The following is a 26639-nucleotide window of genomic DNA, read 5'->3' as shown; positions in this document are numbered from 1 at the left end:
TGGGAATTTTCTGGCAATATCCGTCAGTCGCTTCCCTGGCAACCGCCGGAAAAGTACCCGCCAAGTTGACGAACGGTCTTTCGAATGTTCAGATGCCGGCCTGTTTCAGGTGCCTCATGCCGCCGTGCATGGGGTGAAACGGGAAACCGGTGCCGCTCTTTTCGAGCCAGTCCGGTGCTGCCCCCGCAACGGTAGACGCGTGATTCCTTCGACACACCACTGTGGCCTGCGCGCCATGGGAAGGTGAAGGTGTCCATACGCGTGAGCCCGGAGACCGGCCTGGAATTCTGTTTGGCAAAATCCTGCGGTGGGCGGGCATGGGCCGGTATTGGCGTGTGCTCGGTGCCTACTCGTGCGTGCTTTTCGCGAAAGATACTTTTCCGAGAAGACTATGATTCGACCTTACACTACTTCCGTGCCCAGCCTGCTGCTCGGCTGCCTGTTCAGCCCCCTGCTGCTGGCCGACGACCCTCCCCTTGAGCTCAAGCAGCAGATCATTTCCGCACCGTCGGTGGAATCCACCACCGTGGCCGACATGGCCCAGTACGGCAGCAAGGTCGAGATCGTCACCCGCGAACAGATCGAACGCGCCGGCCCCGCCGCCGATGTGTCGCGCGTGATGCAGATGTTCATCCCCGGCCTGTACGTGGCACCCAAGAATGGCCCGTTCGACTACGGCACTTATTCCCTGCTGGGTGGGCGCAACGACGACACGCTGATCCTGCTGGACGGCGTGCGCCTGAACAACCGCCTGTACGGCGGCCTGTACCTGGACACCCTGCCCGCCAACGCCATCGAGCGCATCGAAGTGCTCAAGGGTGGCCAGAGCCTGCTGTTCGGCACCCAGGCGGTGTCGGGGGTGATCAACATCGTTACCCGCAGCCCGCAAACCCGCGAGGCGTCCGGCGAGGTGAACCTGGGCGCAGACACCTTCGGCGGCACCACCGGCGATGCCCGGGTCGAGAAGATCTTCAACAACGGTTTTGGCGACCTCGGCTTGCTGGCCTACGTCAGCCGCAACGTCTCCGAGGGCTACCAGCCGTTTCGCAACCGCGACATGAAAAACGTAAGCGACAAGAAACGCTCCTACGAAGTCACCACCTTCGGCACCAAGGCGATCCAGTCGTTTGGCGATGACACGCGCCTTGAGCTGTTTTACCAGTACGCCGACGCCAACCTCGATTTCGCCCGGCCGGTGGACAACCACAAGACCACCAACGACCGCGTACAACAAATCGCTACGGCGACCTTCGAGCAAACCCTCAACGAGCGCCTGAGCTACTTCGTCAAAGGGCATATCAACGATTGGGACACGCGCTATACCCGCATCAACAATATCGAAGGCGGCGGCACCCGGGCCATCAACCACAACGACTACTGGGGCTTCACCGACTGGGGCGTGCAGGCCGAAGGCAAGGCCGTACTGCCCGGCGAGCACGTGCTGGTATTCGGGTCCGATAACCAGTGGTTCAAGGGCCAGGACGATGTATTGATCATCGACGACAACAAGGCCCAGGCCCACGCGCTGTACACCCAACTGCGCCCGAATATCGAAGCCCTGCCGAACTGGCACCCGAGCATCGGCGTACGCCACGAAGCCATGAGCGGCGGCGACAGCGCCACCGTCGGCATGCTCACTTCGCTCTACGACCTCAACGACAACTGGGCCCTGCGCGGCCAATACGGCACTGCCTACAAACTGCCAAACGCCGAGCAACTGTTCGTCAACGAAGACGATGAGAAAGGCAACCGCAACCTCAAGCCGGAGAAGAGCCGCAACGCCGAACTGGGCGTCGACTACAAGGGCAGCCTGCTGGCGCGGGACTTCAGCGCCAGCGTGACGCTGTTCAAGCGCAAGATCACCGACCTGATCACCCTGGACGATATCCAGTGGGTCAACGGCCAGGGGCAGATCCAGATGCGTGGTTTCGAGGCCGACGCCAAGCTGCAGCTCAATGACCAATGGAGCGTGCAGGCCGACATGACCCGCAACCTCACCGAGTCCCGCGCGGGTGTCACCATCAACGATATCCCGGGCTTCTTCGCCCGCTCGCGGGTCGGCTATGAATCGGTGGACCGCCTGTGGGGCGTCGGTACTGCCGTGCGTTACATCGGCGATATTGTCAGCTCGAAAAAGGTCGAGTACGGCAACTACACCGTGGTGGATGCCGACGCCTATCGCTACCTCGACAACGCCCACCAACACCGCGTGAGCCTGCTGGTAGAGAACCTGTTCGACCGCGATTACGTCACCAGCCGCGCCAGCAACGTCGACAACCTCGGGCGGCCGTTCACCTCCGAAGTACGCTACACGTATCGCTTCTGATGAGTACGCCCGTGGAAACTCATCCGGACTGGTCCCACGTGCCTGACCACGCCCGTCACGTGTTCCTGTGCACTGGCCCACGCTGTACGCAGCGTGGCGCGCTGCAACTGTGGAAAACCCTACGCCGCCACCTGCTGCAACACGACTGCATCGAAAAACCTGGCGGCGTACTGTTGACCCGCACCCACTGCCAGTTCCCGTGCAACCTGGGGCCGATCGTGACGGTGTACCCGGACACTTGCTGGTACGGCGTGCACAACAAAGACGATGTGCAACGGCTGGTGGAAGTGCATCTGGTGGGTGGCGAAGTCGTTGAGGATCTGCTGATCAAGGAGCGCCCATGAAAGCGTCGTGGTTGCTGTTGGGCGCCCTGCTCTGCCCATCGTTGGCCCTGGCGGACCGTTATCGCAACTGCAACCAGGACTGGACGGCCGCCCACTCACCGCCTTCGCGCATCGTAGCCCTCAACCAGCATGCCGCAGACCTGCTGTTGGCGCTGGATGTCGGCCCGGCCTTGGTGGGCGTGGCGTATCTGGATGACAACGGTGTGGCCCACCCACACGGCCAGTATTTCGGCGTGCCGGTGATTGCGCCCAAGTACCCGTCCAGCGAAGTGCTCTATGCGCAGAAACCGGATCTGGTGGTCGGTGGATTCGCCACTGCCTTTGGCGCCGGCGTTACTTCCCGCACAGGGTTGGCAGACAACGGGGTTGGGTCGTATTTGCTGGAGTCGGCGTGCGACGGTCATTCGCTGGATTACTTCGGGCATATTCGCAACGACCTGTTTACCCTCGGCGCCCTGGTGCACAAACAGCAACGGGCGCGGGCGTTGAGCGATGCCATGGACGCCGACCTGGCCAGTGCCCAGGCGCTGGCTGGTGAGGGTAAACCGCTGTCGGTGTTTTACCTGGACAGTGAGGTCAACGGGTTGGACAGCGAGGGTCGGCGTGGTTTTGTCACCACGTTGGTGGCGGCTGCTGGTGCGCGCAATTTATTTGCCGGGATCAACCAATACCGCGTCACCGTGAGCAGCGAAACCCTGCTGATGAGTGACCCGGATGTGATTTTGCTGGCAGATGCGCTGTGGTCACCGGCTAGCCGCAAACGTCAGTTGCTGACCACCGACCCGGTGCTGTCCCGTTTGCGGGCGGTGCGGGAGAATCGGATGATCGATATTCCGTTTACCCATTTGGTGCCTACCGCGAATAGCGGCCGTGTCGTGTTGGAGTTGGCGAGGCAATTCAAACAACTGGCTGAATAATTCACGAGTGAAGCGCCTGACCAATTTCCTCAGTCCATGCCACCGACCAAAGTTGTGAAACGCTGTAGGTTTCCAATGCTGAGCGCATCGTACTTTTGATCTCCTCCAGCTCCTGGCCTGACAGATCAGGGTGATAGAGCTCGCACTTGGTGGCCGAGATATCACTCATCCCGGCCTCAGTGACTACCGACTCGACCGCGCCACCATCCCACCTGGGAAAGCCGGGCCCCCAAGACGAAAAAAAGGGGCGATCAATGATCGCCCCAAATACAACGAGAGGTCCTTTTCTAAAACTACAAGCTGATCTGCTGGCGCTCCTCATCCGTCAACCGCGCCCGCGCCTGGTCACTCAACGGTCCGGCGCCGAGCACCTGCACCGGGCTGTTGGGGTTGTAGCCCGAGGTCTTCTGCCCGTCCTCCGGCTTGCGCTCAACTGGCTCGCTGCCAAAGCTCAACACTTCCACTGTGACAATCGACGCCCGGCCCTGTTTGGCCGCCGCCTGCTGGCTACGCGCGGCATCTTCCGCCGCCTGGGACGCCGCCGCACCGGCTGCGCTCGCCGAGGTCATGGCCCCGGTGTTTACCGCCGCCGACACCGGCACCCCGGACGACTTGCCCTGGGTCTGGATGTTGGCGGCATTAACGACGCGCAACGCGGCAATGTTGATGTTGCCCGAGACCCGAATCCCCGCTTCACCCGCATCGATGGTGCCCAGCGGGGCGATCAGGTCGATGTCTCCGGCCGGCACTTCGGGAATCGGGTTCAAGGTGGCAATCCCCGCCCCGGTGCTCGGCACCGCCGGCGACAGGGTCACGTTGCCCCAGTTGTCGTAGACACGCTTGGGCGGCGTGTACACCACGGTGGTCTTGGATCCGCGACCGGCGTTGATGTCGCCCTCGCCGGACCAGCCCATGATCGAGCCGCCGAAGGTGGTCATGATGCGGCTCTGGCCCAGCAGGATGCTGCCCATGGAATACAGCTGGATATCGCCGGCGCCCTGGGTGATCACACCGGCGGTGGACGGCGGTGCCGCGCCTTCGATGCCGAAGGTCTGCCCACCGCCCGGGGTGAGCATCTGGATCGAGCCGCCGAAATTGGTGTGTACACCGGAGCCGCCGAACAACGTGATATCGCCCTTGTAGGTGATCGGGTTGCCGGCCACGTCCTTGTCCGGGAACAGCGCGGCAATCGCCGCACGCCCCCGTACATAGCTGCCCTGGCGCACACCGCCCACCGCGTTGTACTCACGGCCGGCGGCCTTGAGTTCGGCGAAGTACACATCACGGGCGAACACCCGTTGCTGTTCAGCGGGCAGTGCGGCGTAAACCGCGCGGGCCTGCTCGCGGGTGCCGACGAAACCGAAGCGCTCGGCGAGCCAGGTGACCAGTTCGTTCTCATAGGTCTTGGCGACCTTGCCGCCCTGGATCGACAGGGCTTCGCCTGGCTGGACGAGGTTGGCCGGGTCCAGGTAGGCCTCGACAAAGCGCCGGTAATCCGGGCCGTTGGGGCCGACGCCAGCTTGCATGACGATGCCTGCGCCAGGGCGGTTGTCGCCCGCGACCACCGGGCCCAGGCTGGTGATGCTGACTTCGCCGCCCTTCGCCGGGTCACGCCCGGACATCAGGATATTGCCGCCCGCCGTCACTTCCAGCAGGCCAGGACCGGCAACCTGGAAGTTGCTGTACAGAATGTCGCGCCCGGCGGAGACGATGGAGATGTCAGTGGGGTTGTTGTGGATGAACAGGTTGCCGGTCGACTGCTCGCTGACCGCACCGGGGGCCGTATTAAAACGGCTGCCACTGCTGACAATGTCTCGCCCCGCCATCATCCAAACCGGCCCGTTACCCTCATACCAGGTCTGCCCCGAATGCAAAAACGAGGGGGAAGAATTGAACGTCAGGGTCCGGCCGCTGCTGACCCCCACCAGATCGCCGGTCAAGGCATAGAACCGCGCCGGTTCCGTTGGCGCGTAAGCGGCTGCCGACGCCGTGGCGGAGCCAAAGGCAAACAGAGGCCGCGGAAGGGAACCCGGCGAGCTACCGTTCTCCGACAGATTGTTGCCATCGACAACCACCTGACCATCAATGGTCCCGACGAACGCCGGCCGCCAAGGTGTGGCCATGATGCTGGGGTCGGCCCCGGAAGGCGTGACAAACATACCGCCCGCATAAATCGAGTCATGGGCCAGGAATTGCAACTGGCTGCTGGCACCGGGGGCGAGCACCAAGGCATTTATCGGACTCGTATCGGCTTGGGACCCCAGGACGGCGTTTCCGTAATAAATACTGCCGCCAGCCGCCGTCGCTCGAACGATCGATGGGTAGACGGTTGCCAGGTCGGACGCTGCGGCGGAGACAGATGGCGTCAAGTTGCCCCCCGCTGAAAACAGGTCGATTGCCGTGTGCCCGGTCCATAACGAGAACCAACTTTCGCCGGTCCCACTCGTCCCGCCACGGGTAAACGATGAGTTGTTCAGCAGGACGACACGGCCCGGGTCAATCACTTGCTGCAGCACCAGGTCACCCAATGTGGTCAAGTTGAATGTGGCATCCCCCGGCACCAGGGTGATGCCCCCCACTGCCCGGCCACGGGTCGCCTGGAACGGATCGAATGCGCGGGTTTCGCCCGGGCTCTGCTCAGAGCTGTTGCTGCCGTAGGTCAGGTCGATCCGGCCCGTGGTCGCACTTTGCAGTTGGACATTGCCCCGGATATTCACCAACTGGCCGTTCTGATCGTTTACATCAACCACGCTGCCAGGGTTCAGGGCGCCACCGATACGCACCCGCAGATCACCACCGCCCGTCAACTGCAGGCTGCCATCACCGGCAACCCGCCCGGTACTGCCAACCGCCAGCACCAGCCCCTGGCTGCGCGGGTTGGCAGAGGCCGACATTGGGTTGCCGTCCATGCGCCGAAGCACACCGGCATCCCCGCCTACCTGTACATCCACGTCACCGCCGCCGAGGGTGCCGAAACCGGTAAACCCGACGAACGCATCAGCCTTGGAGGCGTTGGCGGTATAGCTACCGAAATTGATCCACCAGGCCGTCGCCTGCGCCTGCCCGCCGGTGTTCACCGTGCCGCTGCCCTGGCGCCACAGCCAGTTGGCCACATCGGCGGAGTCGATGCCGTTATCCAGGGGGTTGGGCCGACTTGGGTTGAAGACGCCTCCCAGGATATTCCCCGTCAGGTTGCCCCCCACGTTCACGCTCAAATTCCCCCCTGCCTCCGGGTACCAGGCACGGTACAGGCTGTCAGATGAGCCGTTGACGAACTGTTCAAAATAACTGTTGGTATCGTTCAGCACCGTCTTCGCGCTGTTCAGCGCCTTGGGCTGGTTGTAGGGGTCACTGGCACCGGTTGCAGTGGACGATGTACCGGCGGTGTAGACCCCGTACAGGGAGTCCATGCTCAAGTCGCCGGCGCTGAGCAGTTCGAGGTCGCCCGTACCGGTGCGAATCACACTGAAACGGCTGCTGGAGGGGGTCGCCGCATACTCTTTGCCGCTTTGGGCCTGGCAGTAGGCGGGCGAGCTTGCACAGAACTCATCGATGGACGGGATACCGAACTGGTCCAGGATGCTTTGCTCGATCGGCGTTCCGACGGTGACGATAATCCCGTTGTCCGCCAGGTCCTTGGCGCCGAACTCGGTCCAGACATAGCCAACTTTCACGGCGCAGTACGCCGGATTGCCCCCACAGAAATCATCAATCGAACCCAGCCCGAAATCATCGAGGATCTTTTGGTCGATCGGGTCGCCTTCCTTGACCACCACCCCATTGGCCGCAAAGTCCTCCACCGCGAAGGCGGTCCAGGTCAACTTGCCCTTGGCGGGCATCTCCTTGGCAAACATGCCGTAGTGGCTGTCAGCCAAACGCAGGTCGCCGCTGCGCGGATGGGCTTGCAGGATGCGGCTGTCGGCCGCCTCGGTGTCAGCACCTGCAACCAACCGCAGCGACCAGGATTGCGAACCTTCGGCCAGCATCGGCGAGAGGGCCCACAGCTTGCCCTGGCGCCCCGCCACTTCCGGGCGCAACGCCACCGACTCAGCCCCGCCCGGCAACTTGACGTTGGTGCCGGAAGGAATCAACGCGCCGCGCGGCAGCGGTATGTCGCCATTGAGGGTCACGTGGTTTTGCGTCGGGTTAAGCGCCTCGTAGTTCGTCGGCAACGGCACCCCTTTGGGCCAGGTCAGCGCCCCGAGCCGGGTGTCCTGGGTCAGCAGGCTGCCGGCGTCCAGCTGTGAGCCGGCCGCCAGGGTGTGTGCCTGGCTCAATAACGTGCCTGCGGCAAACAGCACATTGCCCGCGCTGTCGAACACCGCTGCGGCCAGTACCGTACCGGCAGGCAGCGTCAGGTCCTGGTTCAGCGTCGCCCGGGTCGGCAAGCGCGTACCGGCGGCCACGCCCACGGCCTTGATCGGCAGGTCGTAGTTGAGCACGGTGCCCGCCGGGAAGGTCGTGCCGTCCGCCAGGGTGATGCCGTTACCCGGCACGATGATCGTGCCCCCGGTAAAGTCGATACCCGGCAACAACACCCAGCCCTTGTCATCGACGGTCTGCGGTGGCGGTGCAAAACCGTCGTTGATGCTGCCGTAAATATTCAGGTCGCCACCGGCGCGCAGGGTCAGGCTGCCCGACTCACCGGAGCCATACACCGAGGTTTTCTGGCTGTTGGGGTTGAGGCTGGCGTAACGGTAGCCGGACAAGTCCAGATCGCCCTGCACCACCAGGTCACCGTCCGCGGTCTTGCTGACGATTTCCACGCCCGGGCGCAGGTGGAAGGCATCGGCGTAGGTTGCATTGTTAAGCCCGGCGAGTTTGTTTTGCAGCAGGTTCTGGTTGAGCAATGCACCGTTGATAAAGGCCGTGCTCAGCACATGCTTGCCATCCAGGTAGGCCTGGTCGATCTGTTGGTAAGGCCGGCCGCTGGCCGTCGGATCGGTGACCAGCGGCGCATCGTCGTAACTGATCATGCCGTTGAGGGTGATCGAGCGCGCACCCTGGATCGTCAGGCGGCCATGGGCATCGATGTTGATGTCGTTGCTGGTGCCATCGACGTTGATCAGCCGTGGTGCATTCAGTTCCAGGGTGCCGCGGTTGCGCCCGTCATTGCCCTGGACCGCCTCGGTGCCGTGACGCAGGTCGATGCGTGCGCCATCGGCCAGGGTCAGTTGACCGGTGCCGGAGCCGAGCACCACCATGGCCCGGTTGGGCGAGTCGATGATCTTGCCGTAGCTGTCCACCCGCAGCTTGCTGCCATGGGCGTCGAGTACCGCGCCGCCGTCCAGGGTCAGGCCGTGCTTGCCGGCCAGGTTGATGCTGCCGACGCGCTCGCCACTGGCGTCCACCAGGCCGGTGACCCGCAGGCTGCCATTGTCCACGGAGACGTTGACGGTGCCGGCCTTGAGGCCATTGCCGATGGTCAAGTCGCCCTGCTTGAGTTGGAAGCTGCGTGTGCCGAACACCTGGCCTTGATTCAGGCGCTGGTTGAGGTCGGCGAACTGCTGGTCCAGTGAACCGCTGCTGCCCAGGCGCTGGGCCTGGATTTCCACGGTACCGGCCTCATAAGGCATCGTGGTCCCGCCCGCATCGTAATAGCCACTGCTGCCGGCGAGGATCGTGCCTTGCAGGTCGACGATACCGCCCGCCGCGTCCACCGCAACCGCCCGCAGTTTGCCGGCCTGGTTGTTTTTGGCCGAGAGGTCGATGGTCGAGCCGGCAGCCTGCAGTATGTTGCCGCTGCGGCTGTCCAGCAGCACCGTGCCGCCCGCGCCGTACTGGGTCACATCGTTGAACACAGTGGCGCGACCGGCCACGTCGATCAACGCCGCATCCGTCAGCACCACATCACCCCGGGCGCCCAGGCTGACTTTGCCGCTGGGCAGCACTACCGCCGTGGCCAGGCGAATGCTATCGCCTTGCAGGGACAGTTCGGCGCCCTGGCCGTCGGCCTTGCCACGCGCCCCCGCGGACGCTGCAATATCAATCGCCCCACCTGCGGTGATGCGGTTCACCGAACCGGCTTCGCCGGTCATCAGTGGGGTGAGGATATTCAGGTCGCCGCCGCTGTACTGGAAGCCCTTCACCGGGTCATAGACGCCCTGGCTCTGATACACCGAGAGGCTGCCCTTGTGGTTGGCGGTAATGCGCTCGCTGGCATTGAGGTTCACGCTGGCAAAGCCCAAAGCCAGGCGATCGAAACTGCTCACGGTGTTGGTCTGGGCAAAGGCGCCGTAGCCGAACTCAATACGCTCGGCGTTGATATCCAGGCGCCCGCTGCCAGTGCCCGCCCCGCCGGCGATCACCGAGCCCGGTGGGGTGGTCGCGCCCTGCCAGATCAGGTTGGCGGTATGAATGTTGGCCACGTCGCCAGCGCCACCGGCACCGTAGATCGCCGGAGTGGAGAGCATCAGGTTGCTCAGCCGCGACTTACCCGTCAGTGGGTCATAGGTGTCCAGGGAGGTACTGCCGTAGAAGTTGAAACTGTCCCGCGCCGAGAGCTGCAGGGTTTCCAGGGCCGGTGCACCGAACTGTGAATCACCTTTGAGCAGGCGATCAAGAAGCGCCTGGGTGAGTGTCAGGCCGGCCGGCAACTGATTGGCCGCAGCGGCCGCGGCCAGGGCTTGGGCGCTGCCGAGGTTAATGGTGTTGACCCCCAGGTTGAGGTGACGGGTGCCGTAGCGCACCTGGTCGCCCAACTGGAAGGTATCGTTGGTCAACGCCACGATGCTGCCTTCGGAGTACAGCCCGGTTTGCCCGCTGCACAGGCCCGTGTCACACACACCGATGCTGATCCCGCCGCTGGGCACCGTCGTATTGAATGCAATGACATTGAGCAAGCCGTTGGACGCCGCCAGCATATTGGTGACTTTGTAGATAAAACCGTCACGAGCGTCGTAGCTGGCTTTGCCACGGCCGATGGTGTTGATGGATGCGCCCTGCTCCAGGACGATCGCGTTGGTGTCACTCAACAAAAAGACTTCCGGCGCTGCGAGCGTCACACCTTCCCGAAGCGTGACGGTGCTGTTGGCCCGACTCGTACCGCCCGCCAGGACGATGTAATTCCCGGACTGGCCATACGTAACTGCCGTCATCCCCCCCACCATCAAACGCGAGGCTCCCAAGGCGTTGAGGCTCTCATCGTTGAAGGTAATGCCGGAAAAACCGCTGGTTGCGGAACTGCCCGCCGCGACGACTTCAATACCCAGTTTGCCTGGATCAATCACCGCCACCGCGCCGCCATAGCCACCCGCCGCGGCCTCAAAACGGCCTATGCCCTGGAACGAAAACGCATCAGCGCCGCCCCCTGGCCGCAAGGCCAGTTTCAGGGTCTTGGCGTCGACGGCGAGCATCGGGCGTGGCACGCCCTGTTTCGCAGCGTCGGCCATGGCGAACTGGGCGTAGCTGGTTTCGTTGTATTGGGAATAGCGACGCAAGGTATCGGCCGAGGTCAAAATCAACTGGCTGGCAACGCTGTTGCCGATCCCGGTGTTGGCGATGGACAAGCGCCCGGCGGTGGACCAGGAGCCATTGCGCATGCGCTGGGTGGCGGCATCACTGCCGAGACCGGCCAGGCCGTTGATCTCGACACGGAAAGCGCCGGGCATCAAGGCGTAGGTGGACGGCATCAGGGTATAAGTGCCCGCCGGCAGCCCCGGCACTCCGGCGCCGATGGTGACCTGCTGGCCCACCAACGGATCGACTGCGCCCTTCTCCGGCGCCACCGGTGCCGCGCCGGGCTGTACCCCGGGCACGATGGCGTAAATCGGGTTGGTGGCCAGGCCCGGCAACACAAAACCGCCATTGGCACCAAACTGCACCAGTGGGCTGTAGCGCGCATCCGTAGAGCCTCCGCGCCCGGAAACGAAACCGGCCCCCAGCAATTCGCCGCCGCCCGACAGGTCCAGGGTAGCCTCAGGCTGCACCTGCACCGACTGGCCGCCGAGAATCACCCCGACGCTGAGTTCCGCGTCCTGGTTGACCAGCCCGCCCTGGCCGACAAACGTCACGGTCTTGCCGTTGTACTTATAGACCTGCCCGTCCAGGGTGCCGCCATACGGCAGCACCATGCCCCTGCCGCTCACCGACGTCACGCTGCCCGGCAGCAATTGCACCTGGCTGCTGCCCATGCTGCCGATATCGATCAACCCCAGGGGCGCCAGCACCACACCGCCCTGCCGCACCGTCGCGGCGCCCAGTTGCAGGCGCCCGAATGCCGAGTAAGGCACCGCGGCATCCGTGTTGCCGGTACGGCCAATGGTCAGGGTGCGCAGCGGGTCGAACGTGATGTTGAGGCTGTTGAATTCGCTCAGGTAGCCGGCAATGACCCGCGCACCGACCTCCGTGGCCGGATACAACTGCGCCGCCCGCAAGGTCATGTCGCCCTGGGTCAATAACTGGGTGCTGACCCTCAAGGCCACGCCGTCCGGGTTCGCACCCGCCAGGAAGCGCAGATCGCCCTGGCTGGTCAGGTTGACCTGATCAAAGCCGCGACGCTCAAGGCCGACCAGGCTGTCGTCGGCCGGGCGCAGTTTGCCCTTGCTGCCAAACAACACGCTGCCGCGCACATCGATCAAGCTGCCGCTGGCATTGAACTGCGCCTCGGTGGCGCGCAGCGAGGGTAACGGCAACACCGACACCGGGTTCACGTAGAATTCCCGGGCCGGCGAATCCATGCCGGACAGCAGCAGAGACGGTGCCGACAGATTCACCCGGGCATTGGCTGCCGCGCCCTCACTGAGGTTGAAGGCACCGCTGTACAGGCGCAGGCTCTGGCCCATGTTCAAGGACACATCGCCGTCGAAACTCAACAGGCCGTTGCTCATCAATGCCAGGTTGTCGAAGCCGCCCGCACTGACCTGGTCGACGCCCAGGCGAGCGTGGCCGTATTCCAGGCTGTCGGCCGCGTCGGCGGCGGTGCCGGCGAGCGGGTGAGCCTGATGGGTCTGGCCGAGCACCAGTTCACGCACCTTCAGCACGCGATCCGTGACACTGCTCTTGGTGTAATACGGGCTGTCCAGCGCTACGTTCAGGCTGCCGCCCGCTGCGCCGGCACCGCCGGCCCGGGCCACCAGACTGCCGTCCAGGTACAAGCCATTGTTGGACGCCAGGCTGATGCTGCCGCCATTGCTGGCCGCCCGGGTTGCGCCCTGCCCCGGCACATCCAACACCGCTTGCGTGCCCGACGCGTCCAGCCGGGCGCCCTCGCGTACCACCACAAACAGGTCGCTGGCAGTGACCGTGCCGGTGCTCAGGTTGATCTCGCCGCCGATGCTGATCTTGCCGCCGTCACGGACCAACCCGTATTGGCTCCCGCGATTGTCCACGGCAGTCGCGGCCCGGGCGGCGACATCGATCAGTGCGTTTTCACCCAGCCAGATGGAGCGGCCGTGGCCAACCGCGTTGGCCGGCTCGAACGCGCGCGTGGTCAGGCCGTTCAGGTTGACGCTGCCACCCCAGGCATTGAGCGTGCCGTCGACCGTCAGTTGGCCGATGCTGCGCAGGTTGATCGACTGGCCCGGGTCGACGCTGATCACCGCGCCCTTGCCGACCACCAGCGCGGTTGTCGGCAGTTGCTCGGCAGGCGACTCCAGGTGGCCGGCGGAAAGGGTCAGGCTGGCGCCACGGCGTTGGCCGAGTACGCCCTTGCTGGCGTCTTCCTGGTAAAGCGGCGGGGTCCAGCGCTCCATCACGCTGGCCGCAGCGCCGCCACCCGGCGTCGTGGCGGCCTGCTCCGAGAGCCGGTAGGCCGGCACGTTCACATCCACCTGAGTACCATCGGCGACCAGCAATCCTTCGTTGCCGGTAATGTCATAGGCCGAAAAACCCTTGTTGAAAAAATCCCCGGCCAACTGCAAGGTCTTGGCATCCGGCGCCTGCGGGCTCTGGCCGATCTGCACCTTGTTGGCCTGCAAGGTCAGGGTGCCGCCTGCGCTGACGCCATAGCCGCGAATCTCGGCGCCCAGGTCCAAAGCCCCCAGTGCGCCCACGGTCACGTCGCCGCCCTTGCCGCCCCGGACTTTGCCATCCAGGCCGATGGTCGCCCCGGACGACGTTTCCACCAGGCTGCCCGCCGCGAGGTTCACGTCGCCGGAGCTGCGCAACGACACCTTGCCACCGTTGATATACGCCACCCCGTCAGTGGCCGAAGGGTCCAGCGCCAGATTATTCCAGCGCCCGGAACTGTCCAGCTTGACTCCGGCGGCCACATCGAGCCGGCCGATACCCGGCAGAATCACATCGCCAACAACATTGGAGCGATTGAGGTCGACCTGATTCAGCAGGTTGCCCGCGTTGATGCTGCCGCCGTGGGCCGTGAGGTTGGCATTGACTGAAACCACGGGGCCGAACAGGGTGATGTCGCCGCCGTCAGCCACCTTGAGTGCGCCATTGACGTCAATCTGCTGCTTTGCGCCGACCTTGATCGCGCCCAATCGGTAGCCATTGAGCTGGTCACTGTCGAGCACCAGTTTGCCCTGGCGTTCGGTCGGCAGCGCGGTGGCGAGGTCCAGGCCGTCGGCGATTTTTTGCGTGCTGCCCTCGATCAGCACCTGGTCGATGGTCGGGGTCAAGGCGTAGCGCAAGGTGCCGGTGGCCTTGTTGTACACCGGCGTGTACTGGCCAATGATCAACTGCGCCCGCTGGGCCATGGCCTGCTGTGACTGCTGATAACCATCAAGGTTGATATTCGGTGCCTGGGTCTGGCGATCGCCCTGGAATACATCGCTGATCAACTGGCCTTCCAGCACCGCGTTGGTGGTGCCCACCACCAGCTTGCCGGCGTCGCGGCCCACGGTGTAGCCCGCCTCGTAGCGGCTTTGCTGGGCCACCAGCGGGTTGTAGTAGAAATCGCTGCGGCCCCAGCGGACGCTGGTGTCTTCAAAGCCCTTGTAGATCCCCGCGTAGAGAATGTCCCCGGGGGCTTTCGACAGCTCATAGAGCTGGCCGTCAGGCCCCTTGAGCCAGGTCTGGCGGATGTAGCCGGCCTGCACATCGACGGTGCCGCCCGACAGATTGACCTGGGCACCCTGCTGGGTCACCACGTCCTTGCCGGTGAACGTCACAGTGCCGCCCTGGGCCATCCACTCGCCGACCGAGTGGCCCTGGGTGCCCAGGTAACCGCCGACTTCCAGCAGCCCGCCGGCGGTGTACCAGCGGTCCGTCGCATAGCCGTTGGTGCCGGCCGGGACGAACACCAGGTCCCGCAGGTCGACCCACACGTCGTTGTTGATCAATTGCCCGCCGTCACGGTTGGCGGGCGCGTCGCGCTGTTCGTTGCCCTGCACGTTGATCTTGATGTTGTTGGCTTCCATCGCCACCTTGACGCCAATCGCGCCGGACACGTCGATCATCGCGCCGTCACGCACCAGGCTGCGCTGGCCGGCACTGACCGCCACCTGGCCGCCGGTGGCCAGGGTGATCGAGCCTTTGCGCAAATCCACAGTGCCGCCGCTGACGATCTCGATCCGCGACTGGTCAGTGCGGTCGGCCACCGCGCTGAGGTTGTTGAACTGGCCGGTGATCAGGTTGGCAGGCAAGCCGTCGAGCTTGATCAGGCCGTTGTCCTTCTGGCTGTTGAGGGCGGTGCTGCCGCTGGCGTCCAGCAGGATCGCCGTGGTGCTGCCCTCGCTTAGGGTCACGCTGCCGGTGGCATCGCTGGCGGCGTTGAGCAAGTGAATCGTGCCACGGGTATCCACCGAAGTGCTGGCCAGGACCACGCCGTTCTGCTGCACCTGGTGCCCGGTGAGGGTGATGTCGCCGGTCGACGCCATGATCAGGCCGCTGTTGCTGACCTTGCCCGACGTGCTGCCGGCCTTGAGGCTGGTGGCCACTTCATTGCCACGGGTGGTGGAGCGGTCGTTGCCGGTGGTGCCGACGCCCTTGCGGATATAAAAACTGTCGCCGGCGGCCAGGGTGGCCTGGCCCCTGGCGGTGATGATGCTACCGGCGTTCTCGACCTCCGAGCCGAGCAGCAAGGCGTAGCCACCGGCGTCGGTAGAGGTGGCCGGGTTGTGAGTCTGGATCAACGCGCCGCGCTGCACCTCGACCTTGCCCGCCGCGTCGGTGAAAGTCGGCTGGGTGCCGTTGGCATCCACATAGATCCCGCGTTGGGTGAATTGGTCATCGGTGATGGTGGCAGCGGCCGCCACCAGGTTGCGCACATTGACCTGGCTACTGCCGCTGAAGATCACCCCGTTGCGGTTCATGATCATCACTGTGCCAGGGGCGTTGATCTGGCCCTGGATTTCGCTGGGGCGCGCGTTGGGGTCGTTGACACGGTTGAGCACGGCCCAATTCGATTGCTGCTGGAAATCGACCGTGGTGTTGCGTCCGACGTTGAAGGTTTCCCAGTTGAGGATCGCCTTGTCGGCGGTCTGCTCGATGGTCACCGTGGTCTTGCCACCGGACTGGCTCTGGGTCGGGCCCTTGGCGTTGGTCCAGCCCTGGGTCAGGCTGTTGTCCACCTGCAAGCCGCCCTTGCCGAGGCCGTCGGGAATCGTCGAGACCTGGCCGAGCGCCGCTTGCCGGCCAGCGGCCTGGGCGGCCTGCTGGGCCGCAATCGCCGCGACACTGTTGTTGAGCGTGCTGATGGAACGTGACAACTGCTGGTTCGCCCGCGCCTGCTGATTCAACGACGGAATCCCCGGCACCTGCGCCCCGTTGAGGCGGGCCGCTGTCGCCGCCTGGGAGGCACCCTTGTCGGCAAACCAGCCGGAGCTGAACGCTGTCGCCGCGTGGGCGCTGCCTGCCACCATGAACAAGGCAATCGCCTGGGCCAGGGGTTTGAGGCGCAGGATCGTCTGGCCGCCAGGGCCTTGGGCATTCAGGTTGACCGGTGGTTTGCAGCGGACCATCAGGAAGCTTCCTTCTTTGTTTTTGCCCATGGGGAACTGGCGACGTGCGTCACGTATGGGAGTTAGGCGGTTGGCGAGGGGCGGGACTGAACTTCTGTCATGGAAAGTTCATGTAAGGCTGATAGCCGAGCCGCAAACGCAAAAATCAGCAACGGCACAGGCCGTTGCTGATCGGGTGTTGCCGGTCGGTAAAAGCGTGGGTTACAGCGGACGACCGATGGCGTTGCAGACATCAGACTTGCCGATGCTCAGCGCGCTGGTTGCGGTAACGAAGTTGCTGGTGATCGCGGCTTTCCAGGCAGCTGGCAGTGGCACGAAGCGGTTGGCCTTGATCGCGTTGTCGTTGCTGTTCAAGGCGCTGGCACCGAAGTGACGGGTGAAGAACGCACGCACTTGCGAGGTCTGGGTGGCGTCGGCGTAGCACTGGCTGAAGATCAGGTTGGTGAAGCCCAGGATCGGATAACCGCTGCTTGGGTAAGGCACGACGCTTGGATCGTTGGCATCGGCGGCGGCAGCAAACACCGGAACCCAGGCGTTCTGGTTGGCGACGTTGGCAGCAGCCGGTACGGGCACAGCAGCGATGGCGGCGGAAACGTTATCAGGGGCTGGAGAAACACCGGCAACCTTGGCCACTTTGGTGGCGTCATCCAGGCCAGCCAAGGTAGGCGCGGCATAGTCCGGGCTCATGTAGGTGATGCGACCATCACCGGCGTTCAGCGCGGTCATCACGCCTTGGCTGGTCACGGCAGGCACGGCGCCTGGTGGCACGCCGAAGCTGTCCGCGAAGTTGGTGGTGACCACAAATTTCTTGGACTCATTGACGCACTTGGCCGCCAGGAAACGGGTGAACAGCTCGGTGGTGCCGCTGGCTTCGTTACGGTAAACCACCACGATGTTACCGGTGCGACCGGTAGCCGGGAGTTGGTTCCAGGTGGTGATGCGGCCCGAGAACACGCCGCACAGTTGATCAACGCTCAGGTCAACTGCGTTGGTACCGGCCTTGTTGAATGGAATGGCAACCGAAGTGGCGACCGAAGGCACTTGAATCAGCTTGCCCCAGGTCGCTTGTTTGGTGGAGGCGTAGGTGGACAGTTCAGTCGAGGTCAGCTTCGAGTCGCTGCCCGCCCAGTGAACGTTCTTGGTGCCGGTGCCGAACTGGCTGTAGTCGTTGTTCAGGAACGCCAGTTTGCCCTTGCCGCTGCCCACGCCGATGTACGGGGCGAAACCGGCGGTCAATACGCCGGAGGTCTGGTACAGCGGTTGTGGCAGGGTGGCGCCGCCGCCGTTGATGTCTGCCATGGCAGCCTGGGCCGAGCACAGTGCAGCGAGGGTCATGGATACCGCGAGAACGTTGCGCTTAAACATGAAGAAGCTCCTTTCGTCGTGTTTGTACGTTGGGGTAGATGACGCTATGGCTTCGGTCCCGGGCTGTGTTCCGGGGGGTACCCAGGGGTGAGGCCATGGGTATGAAATTTCGCAGCATCCGATGACAGCTAAAGGAAAAAACCTCGGGAGGAACGGCTTGATTTTTAAAAAGATTCTCGGGTGTTTTGGTCACACTTTTGAGCGGTTTGGGGGTGAGGTGACAGCGAGGTTTCAGCGCGGATTTCGAGGACCGGGCTGGAGGCGTTACGGGCCGTGTGGTGGGGTTGGGCAGATGACAGAATGAGGAACCCGAGGTTGGGACCCGCGTGTCGGGCGCGCGAAAATAGTCTTGAAGAAACGCGATTCAAATGTGGGAGCTGGCTTGCCTGCGATGGCGGTGTGTCAGTCGCCCAAGATGCAAGCTGACCCGCCGCCATCGCAGGCAAGCCAGCTCCCACCTTTTTGACCGTGTTTCGTCAGCAGTCAGGTCACCAGTTGGTTGATTTCGATGATCGGCAGCAGCACGGCCATGACGATGACCAACACCACGGCCCCCATCACCACGATCATCAGTGGCTCAAGCAACGCCGTCATGCCCATCGCCCGACGCTCGATATCCCGCGACAGGGTTTGCGCCGCGCGCTCGAGCATTGGCGGCAGCGAGCCGGTTTTTTCGCCGCTGGCGATCAGGTGGATCAGCACCGGCGGAAAGACCTTTTCCACCGCCAGCGCAGGCGCCAGGTTGACGCCCTCGCGTACCTTGGCCGTCGCGTCGCTGACACACTGGCTCAGGCGGTCGTTGGACAAGGTCTGGCGCGCCGCTTCCAGGGCGCGCAACAACGGCACGCCCGCCCCGCCGAGAATCGCCAGGGTCGAGGCAAACCGCGCGGTGTTGAGGCCCAGTACAAAACGCCCGATCAACGGCAGGCGCAACACCCGGCTGTGCCAGCTCAACCGTGCCACGGGGTTGCGCAGGTACAGGCGCCAGCTCCAAAAACCACCCACGATCCCGGCAAAACACAGCCAGCCCCAGGCGCGGATAAAGTCACTCGCATTGAGCATCGCCAACGTCAGCCCCGGCAGGTCCTGGCGAGCCTGGGAAAACGCACTGACCACCTGCGGCACCACGTAGCTGAGCAGGAAAATCACAATGCCGATGGACACCAGCCCCACCACGCCCGGGTAGATAAACGCCGTGAGGATCTTGCCCCGCAGGTTATTGCGCTCCTCGATGTAGTCGGCGAGGCGCTCCATGACCTGGGCCAGGTCGCCGGACTCCTCCCCCGCCGCGATCAGCGCCCGATAGATCGACGGAAAGTCCCGGGGCCGGGCGGCCAACGCATCGGCCAGGCGCATGCCGCTGCGCACATCGGCGCGCACCGCGCTCAAGGTCTGGGCGATGTGTTTTTTCTCGGCTTGCTCCACCGTGGCGCTCAACGCGGCCTCCAGTGGCAAGCTCGCACCGAGCAGGCTCGCCAGCTGGCGCGTGGCCCAGGCCAGGTCATTGTCCGAGAGCTTGGCGCTGAACCGGCTGCCACCGCCGGCACGCTCGCTGTTGTTCTCGACCTGCACCCGCAAGGCCGTCAGGCCACGGCTGCGCAGGTGGGCAAAGGCGCCGCTCTGGCTGTCTGCCTCAAGGTGCCCGGACTCCAGCTTGCCGCTGGCGTCGGCGGCTTCGTAGCGGTATCGGTTCATCAGGCGTCCCGTGTTACGCGCAGGATTTCTTCGGGGGCGGTGGCGCCGCTGCGTACCCAGCGTTCGCCATCTTCACGCATGCTGAACATGCCGGCGCGGCGTGCGGCGGCCTTCAAGGCCTGCTCGCCGGCGCCCTGGTGGATCAGCCCGCGCAGCTCGTCGTCGATGCAGAACAATTCATGGATACCGGTACGCCCGCTGTAACCGATCTGGTTGCACTGCGCGCACCCGACAGGCCGCCAAGTGCCGGGCGCGGCCGGGTCTTCCTGCTTGCAGTGCGGGCACAGCCGACGCACCAGGCGCTGGGCCAATACGCCGAGCAGTGACGAGGCCAGCAGGAACGGTTCGACGCCCATGTCGATCAAGCGGTTGACCGCCGAGACGGCGTCGTTGGTGTGCAGGGTGGCGAGCACCAGATGGCCCGTGAGTGAGGCCTGGACGGCAATTTGTGCGGTCTCCAGGTCGCGGATTTCGCCGATCATGATGATGTCCGGATCCTGGCGCAGGATTGCCCGCAGGGCCAGGGCGAAGGTCATGTCGATCTTGGCGTTGACCTGGATCTGGCTGATGCCCGGCAGGTCGTATTCCACCGGGTCTTCGACGGTCAGGATATTGCTGGTGCTCGCATCCAGCCGGGCCAGGGCGGCGTAGAGGCTGGTGGTCTTGCCGCTGCCGGTGGGGCCGGTGACCAGCACGATGCCGTGGGGTTGGCGGATCAGGGTGTCGAGTTTGGCCAGGACGGCGGGGTCCATGCCGAGGGTTTCCAGCTGCAGGCGGCCGGCTTGTTTGTCCAGCAGGCGCATCACTACGCGCTCGCCATGGCCGGTGGGCACGGTGGAGACGCGGATATCGATGGGGCGACCGGCCACGCGCAGGGCGATGCGGCCGTCCTGGGGCAGGCGTTTTTCGGCGATATCGAGTTGGGCCATGATCTTGATGCGTGAGACCAGAGCGCCGTGCAGGGCCTTGCGCGGGGACACCACGTCACGCAGGGTGCCGTCGACGCGGTAGCGCACCACGGAGTGGGTTTCGTAGGGTTCGATGTGGATGTCGCTGGCTTCGTCGCGGGCGGCCTGGGTGAGCAAGGCGTTGATCATGCGGATCACTGGGGCGCCGTCCTGGGTGTCGAGCAGGTCGGTGATTTCGGGGATATCTTGCATGAGGCGGTCGAGATCGACTTCGTTTTCGGCGGCGCCCACGACGGCGGCGGCGCTGCCGGTGTCGGCGTAGGCAGTGGCCAGGAGGCCGTCGAGTTCGTCGTCGCGCACCTGGATCAGGTGGGTTTGGCCGAACTGGCGGTGGACTTCGCTGATGGACCAGCCGGGGGTCGAGGGGCAAATGGTCAGCGTCGGGCCCTGGGTTCCCGGGTGGAGGAGGATGCGTTGGGATTTGGCCCAGGCGTAGGGCAGGAGGCTCATGCTTTTGCGCTTCGTTTGGTTGAGTACATATCCATTCCTTCGGTTACGGCTTCGATTGGTTCCGCTCTTACAGCGGCTCACTTTTGAACAGCGCAAAAGTAAGCAAAACGCTCTTGCCCCACCACTCGGCACCTCGCCTAGGCTCGGTGTGCCCTCACTCCGGCTTTGGACCGTGGGCCGCCGTCATGGGCCATCCTTGGCCCAGGACGGCTAACCCGGCGTCCTGCCGGGTTACCCACGCTCCAAAGCCTGCGTTCGGCCAGCGTGGTTTAACGGGGCGCCTAACATCAAGATCAAAAGCAAGAGCACAGCGGCCTACCGGCCGGCTTGAGTGTTTAAAAGCCAAATCAAAAGCTAAAGCGGGCACGGTCAAATGTGGGAGCTGGCTTGCCTGCGATGGCATCAACTGGGTGTGCCTAATGCACCGAGTTGTCTGCATCGCAGGCAAGCCAGCTCCCACAGAAAAACAGCTCTGCTTTCGCTCTGGTTTTTGATTTGGCTTTTAACACTCAGGTCGGCTTTCAGGCCGCCGTGCTCTTGCTTTTGATCTTGATCTGCGGGCCCCGTCAACCACGATGGCCGCAAGTAGGCACGGTGGAGCGGGTAAATCGGCAAGGATGCCGATTTAGCCGCGCCGGGCCATGGATGGCCCGTCGCGGCGGCCCGCGGAACCGGGCCGGAGTGCGGGCATGCCGAGCCTAGGCGAGGCACCGAGTGGTGGGGCAAAGACCTTTTGGTTACTTTTGGGGCGTTTGCCAAAAGTGACCCGCTGTAAGAGCGGAACCATAGGTGGCCGTTACCGCAGCAACGGATATGCCCCTCATCCAAAACCCAAATCACCGCGGCACCGCCCGAATCACCGCCCTAACCCCCTGCCCCCCGGGAATCGCCTTATCCACCGAAGGCAACTGCGGCGCCTGCACATCCGGCATCGCCCAGCTATGCTCCGGCTGCAACCCACCCTGGGCCCTGCGCATAAACTCATAGCGATTCAGCGTAATACTGCGCCCCGCCCCACCGTCACGAATAATGTAGGGCCGCAAAAACACCATCAAATTAGTCTTCGTCACACTGCGCTTTTCATTCCTGAACAGCGCCCCCAACCCCGGAATATCCGACAACCAAGGCACGGCGTCATTGCTCTGGCTATACCCATCCTGCAACAGCCCGCCAAGTACCATGATCTGCCCGTCATCCAGCAAAATACTCGTATCAATCGCCCGCTTGTTCGTCACCGTCCCGGCATCCACCGAAGCCCGCGTGTCGACGCTGCTGACCTCCTGATAAATATCCAGCTTCACCGTCCCCCCCTCGGAAATCTGCGGCCGCACGTTCAGCTTCAGCCCCACCTCCTCCCGCTGTACCGTCTGGAACGGGTTATTGCTGGTCCCGCCGCCACCGGTCACATAACTGCCCGTGACGAAAGGAATCGTCTGCCCCACAAAAATACTCGCCGCCTCGTTATCCAGGGTCAGCAGGTTCGGCGTCGACAACACATTGGTCCCGCCCTTGCTCTTCAACGCCCGGGCCAGCACCTTGAGGTCCAGCACCTTGCCAATCCCCGGAATGTCCACCGAGCCATTCACCAGCCCGATGTTCAAACCCTTGGGCAACACATCAATGCTGGTCTTGCTGGTGGGGGTTCCATTCAAGCCGCTGCCCCCCAGGTTCACCCCGCCAAAGCCCCCCTTCCCGCCCAGGTTGCCCGCCTGCCACTGCACCCCGAACTCGCTGGCATCGTCCTCACCCACTTCGACGATCAAACTCTCGATCACCACCTGGGCGCGACGCTGGTCGAGCATGTCGATCACCTCCCGCAGGTTGCGATACAGCGGGTCCGGCGCGGAGATCAGCAAGGTGTTGGTGGTGGCATCCGCCTGGATGGTCACACCACCCGCGCTGAACGCGGTGTTCTGGTCGCTGGAGGACGAAGCACCAGCGGCACTGGTGTCTTGCCCGTAACCGCTGGGCTGGACAGTGCCGCTGCCGGTAGGAGTGCCGCTGCTGTTCTGGGTACTGCCCTGGCCACCCTGGGTGTTGCCGCCCATGCTGCTCAACTTGCCGCGGGCATTGTCACTGGTACCGGTGTCGCTCTCGCCGGTCAGCAAGCCCCGCAGCGACTGCGCCAACTTGCCGGCCTGGGCGTTGCGCAGGTACACCACGTGCATATTGCTCGGGTTGCTCTGGGCGTTGTCGAGCTTGTAGATCAGGTTGCGCGCCAGTTCCGTGCGCTCCGGGCTGCCGGCGCGGATGATGATGGAGTTGGAGCGCGGGTCGCCGATCACGTTGATCTTCTGGGTCTGGTCGGCGCCCTGGGTTTCGAGGAGTTCCGAGACCATGGCGGCGATGTCCACGGCGATGCCGTTCTGCACCTTCACCACGTCGGTGTCGATGGCGCTCGGGGTGTCGATGCCGTCGATGATCTGTGCCACCCGCGCCAGGTTTTCCGCGTAGTCGGTGATCACGATGCTGTTGTTGCCGGGGTAGGCGTTGATCGGGTTGTTCGGCGACACGATCGGGCGCAGCACCGGGATCAGGTTCACCGCGTTTTCGTATTGCAGGCGGAAGGTGCGGGTCTGCATGCCCTGCCCGCCCGGGTTGGCGCCGCTGTAGATCGGCCCGCCCAGCAGCTTGGCGTCCGCCTCCGGCACCACCTGGGCCACACCGCCTACGTCGACCACGCTGAAGCCCTGCATGCGCAGCGCCGCCAGCAGCATGTCGTAGGCCTGGTGCGCCGGTACCTGGCCTTCGCTGACCAACGTGAGGTTGCCTTTGACACGCGGGTCCACCAGGAATTGCTGGCCGGTGGCGCGGGACAAGGCGCGCACCACCGCCTGGATATCGGCGTCGACGAAGTTCAGTTGTACCGGTTGATCACCCAGCGGGTTGCGCGCCCTGGCCGGTGCGGCGCCATGGCTGCGGGCGCTGTTGGTCACCGGGTGTTGCACCCGGGGTGGCGGCACGGTTTCGCGCTGGCGGTCCAGTGGTGTGTCGCCGCTGCGCCGGGTGTCGGCCAGGGGTTGGCCAAGCTCGCTGTCCACCAGCAACGGCGCGGAGGATTGGGGGTTGCTGCACGCTCCCAGCGCCAACAAGAGCAAAGGGGCGACCTTGCGATAAGGCGCAGCGTTGGGTATTGACCACTTCATGAAGCTTCCTTAGCGCCAGGCGCCTGATCCATGCGAACGGTCCCGGACAAAGTGCCGGCCGAGTTTGAAGGGGTGGCCTCGCCTGCACGTTGCAGGCGGGCCGCAGAGACTTCCAGGGAGAGCGGCCGGGGGTTGGCCAGCAGCCAGTCGATCACCGCGTCCGCCGGGGCGTCGTCGAAGGTCAGGCGCCAGCTGCCGGTGTCCTGCGGCTGCAATTGATAGCGGCCCTGCAACCCGGCGTTGTCGAGGGACTGGTGCAAGGCAGTTTCCAGGTCACTGCTGCGCGGGGCTGGGGCGACGCCTTGCAGCAGCACCTGCAAGGCCTCGGCCTGGCTGCGCAGTTTCGGGGTTTCGGCTTGCCAGTAGTCGATCTTCTTCAGCGGTGGCTGGATCAACAGCAACCAGGTCAGCAGGCCCGCCAGCACCAGGCCGGCACCCACCAACAGACGTTTTTCACGCATGGCCAGGCCGTTCCAGAACACCTGGGCCTGGTTGCGCAGAAGCTGCCAACGCTTATTCATCTTCGGCCTCATCGTCTGCATCGGCTTCAACGCGCTCGGTGAGCGGGCCGACTGTCCAGCCCTGGTCGTCGCGACGGGCGCTGAACCCGGCCTGGGCCAGCAGCGCCTGCGCGTCAGCGGCCAGCGCCGGGGTCCGGGCGTCCGGCAGCAGGCTCAGCTGCAGGCGGCCTTGCTCGTAGCTCAAACTCTCGACGCTGCCCGCCATGGACGGCAGGCTGCTGCCCGCCAGCGCCAGCAAGCCGGTAAAGCGCTGCCCTGGTTCGGCCGCCGCGCCGCTCTGGCGTGCGGCCAGTTGCTGACGGGCTTGTTGCAGCGGGTTGAGAATCACCGGCAGTTCGGGGAAGGCCTGGCGTACTTGCTGGCTCATCTGCGCCTTGAGTCGTTGGCCTTCGTCGACCTGGCGGGCGGCGTAGAGGTTCAGGCCCAGGGCCCAGATGGCGACCGCCAGCGCCGTGCAGGCCGCCGCCCTGCCCCAGCCACCGGTTGCCGCCTGCTGGAGCCGACCGTGCAAACCCCCAGCCCGGCGCGGTACCGCTCCAACGGGCTTCGTCGGCCACATGGAGCACATCGACACCGGTGGCGAGCAGGTCATCCAGCGCCTGCTGCCCCAGAGGGTGTACCGCGCCCTGCTGCAGGCTATGGCGCAGTAGCAAATGCCCGTCGCAGAAGGCCGCGCTCGCTGGCCCGCTGACCGGCAGCGCGTAGGGCGCCGGGTACAGGCCACGCACTTTGATTTTCAGCTGGGTCGTTATCCGGCCCAGGTGCTCGAGGCTGCTTTTGGGCAACCAGCCGACCTGCACCAGGCCGCTGCTGTCCCGTGGACCGTGGGCCACATGCATCAATTCCAGCGGGCCGAGGATCAATGCCTGGGCCGCACAGGTCACTGCATCGTCGACCTTGGCGGAGGGCAATTGCGGCAGCTCCAGGCTGGTCAGCAAGCTGTCCCGTGGATGCAGAAAACACTCCGCCTGGGTATTCGCCCATTGCGCCAGGCGGCCCTCGCCCTGCTGGCTGACCTGCCCGGCGCGGTCCAGCCAGGCGAACTGCACCTGGCTCTCGGTGGTGAGTTCATCCAGCGGCGGCAAGCCGATGCGCAAACGCTTCATACGCCCACCCGCGACCAGATCACCTGGGGCTGACGGTCTTGCGGGCGATACAGCAACGCCTCCAGCGTGACCCGACGCTGCTCGCGGCGCGCCTGGCCATGCACGCGAAACCACTCGCTGGTGATCCCCACCTGCACCGTGTCCACCGCGACCTGTGGCATGCGCAACCGGTTGACGAAATCCCCGCGATTGACAAACCAGCGCCCGCCGTCGCGCTCGGCCACCAGTGCCTGGGCCTGGGACAGGCTGAGCCCCGGTACCACGCTGCTGAGCACCTCGGCGCTGGCGGTATTGCCGTTGACCCAGGTATTGCCGGGCAGCACGCTGACATAGCTCGCCATGCGCCGCAGTTGGCGCGGGTCGAGGCCTTCGATACCGCTGAGATCGGTGAGGCTGCGCAACATCGGGTACTTGGCCGGGATCAATGGCGCGGCGGCACCGGGCGAGGTATCCCGGCTGCTGTTGAAGCCGCCGGTGAGTGAGGCGCCGAGCTCGCGCTGGTCGTATGAGTCGATCACCCGCCGGCTGATGCGGCGGCTCACGGCCGGGTCGATGCCGATCAATTGGCACAAGCGCTCGAAGCTCTGCAATTGCCCGGCGTCCGGGTGTTGTTGGGTCACCAGATTGCGCAGGTTGAACTTGCCCTGCTCATCCTCAATCCGCCCCTCGAAAGCACCGCCGAGGGGCCGTGCCCACGGTTGATCGAGCCGGGTCAATACATCCTGGCGGCGCGCGTCCCACAGGAGCTGGCGACTGGTTTCCAGGCCGCCACTCAACAACCATTGGCCCTGGATACGCAGTTGTTCAGCTTCCAGGCTGCGGGTGAACACGGTTTGCCGGGTGAGCATGGCGCCGGCAAGCACCGCGACCACGGCCGCGATCAGCAAGGCACTGATAATCGCCATGCCGCGCTGCTTCGCCGCTGTGGGCGAATGGCTGTTCAT

General features: G+C 64.3%; 11 protein-coding genes, 1 pseudogene and 1 riboswitch. Of the genes and pseudogenes, 3 read left to right on the top strand and 9 right to left on the bottom strand.

Features of this window, described 5'->3' with window-relative positions; all coding sequences use genetic code 11:
* Nucleotides 1–90 precede the first annotated feature (90 nt).
* Nucleotides 91–298, top strand: a riboswitch (cobalamin riboswitch).
* 93 nt (nt 299–391) lie between these two features.
* From QF039_RS08745 to QF039_RS08735, 3 genes are read left to right on the top strand one after another with little or no spacing between them, the layout of a single operon-like run.
* Nucleotides 392–2326: a TonB-dependent siderophore receptor gene (locus tag QF039_RS08745; RefSeq protein ID WP_307517477.1), complete on the top strand. Its 1935-nt coding sequence runs from the start codon at nt 392–394 to the stop codon at nt 2324–2326.
* A gap of 11 nt (nt 2327–2337) precedes the next feature.
* Nucleotides 2338–2670 carry a ferredoxin gene (locus tag QF039_RS08740; RefSeq protein ID WP_008432571.1) on the top strand — a complete coding sequence of 111 codons (333 nt, stop codon included), beginning with the start codon at nt 2338–2340 and terminating at the stop codon, nt 2668–2670.
* Entirely contained in the window at nt 2667–3587 is a 921-nt protein-coding gene (locus tag QF039_RS08735; protein ID WP_307517474.1) for an ABC transporter substrate-binding protein, read from the top strand. Before QF039_RS08740 ends, QF039_RS08735 begins: the two co-directional genes overlap by 4 nt.
* A 1-nt stretch (nt 3588) precedes the next feature.
* On the opposite strand, the gene QF039_RS08730 is transcribed toward QF039_RS08735, so the two are convergent.
* The 9 genes and pseudogenes from QF039_RS08730 to gspK form a co-directional block, all read right to left on the bottom strand.
* On the bottom strand, nt 3589–3756 hold the full coding sequence (locus QF039_RS08730; protein ID WP_307517472.1) for a hypothetical protein: 168 nt from the start codon (nt 3754–3756) through the stop codon (nt 3589–3591).
* A gap of 124 nt (nt 3757–3880) precedes the next feature.
* The gene (locus QF039_RS08725) at nt 3881–16444 is read right to left on the bottom strand and encodes a filamentous hemagglutinin family protein (RefSeq protein WP_307517470.1); all 12564 of its coding nucleotides are present in this window, start codon (nt 16442–16444) and stop codon (nt 3881–3883) included.
* A gap of 201 nt (nt 16445–16645) precedes the next feature.
* Nucleotides 16646–17809, bottom strand: coding sequence for a substrate-binding domain-containing protein (locus QF039_RS08720; protein ID WP_003210472.1), 1164 nt, complete (start codon nt 17807–17809; stop codon nt 16646–16648).
* 483 nt (nt 17810–18292) lie between these two features.
* A complete protein-coding gene (gspF, locus tag QF039_RS08715) occupies nt 18293–19504 on the bottom strand; it encodes a type II secretion system inner membrane protein GspF (protein ID WP_003210470.1) in 1212 nt (403 codons plus the stop codon).
* Complete coding sequence (gspE, locus tag QF039_RS08710; RefSeq protein WP_003210467.1) at nt 19504–20922, bottom strand: type II secretion system ATPase GspE; 1419 nt, start codon at nt 20920–20922, stop codon at nt 19504–19506. Before gspE ends, gspF begins: the two co-directional genes overlap by 1 nt.
* 836 nt (nt 20923–21758) lie before the next feature.
* Nucleotides 21759–24068: a type II secretion system secretin GspD gene (gene gspD, locus QF039_RS08705; RefSeq protein WP_307517464.1), complete on the bottom strand. Its 2310-nt coding sequence runs from the start codon at nt 24066–24068 to the stop codon at nt 21759–21761.
* Nucleotides 24065–24589 carry a type II secretion system protein GspM gene (gspM, locus tag QF039_RS08700; RefSeq protein WP_177080284.1) on the bottom strand — a complete coding sequence of 175 codons (525 nt, stop codon included), beginning with the start codon at nt 24587–24589 and terminating at the stop codon, nt 24065–24067. Before gspM ends, gspD begins: the two co-directional genes overlap by 4 nt.
* Nucleotides 24582–25695 (bottom strand): annotated as a pseudogene (gspL, locus tag QF039_RS08695) (type II secretion system protein GspL). Before gspL ends, gspM begins: the two are co-directional and overlap by 8 nt.
* A complete protein-coding gene (gene gspK, locus QF039_RS08690; RefSeq protein WP_307517462.1) occupies nt 25692–26639 on the bottom strand; it encodes a type II secretion system minor pseudopilin GspK in 948 nt (315 codons plus the stop codon). The pseudogene gspL and the gene gspK overlap by 4 nt, the downstream one beginning before the upstream one ends.

This window comes from Pseudomonas sp. W2I6, from assembly GCF_030815935.1.
In the GTDB taxonomy this organism is placed as follows: Bacteria; Pseudomonadota; Gammaproteobacteria; order Pseudomonadales; family Pseudomonadaceae; genus Aquipseudomonas.
This window is presented reverse-complemented; position numbering and strand designations above follow the sequence as displayed.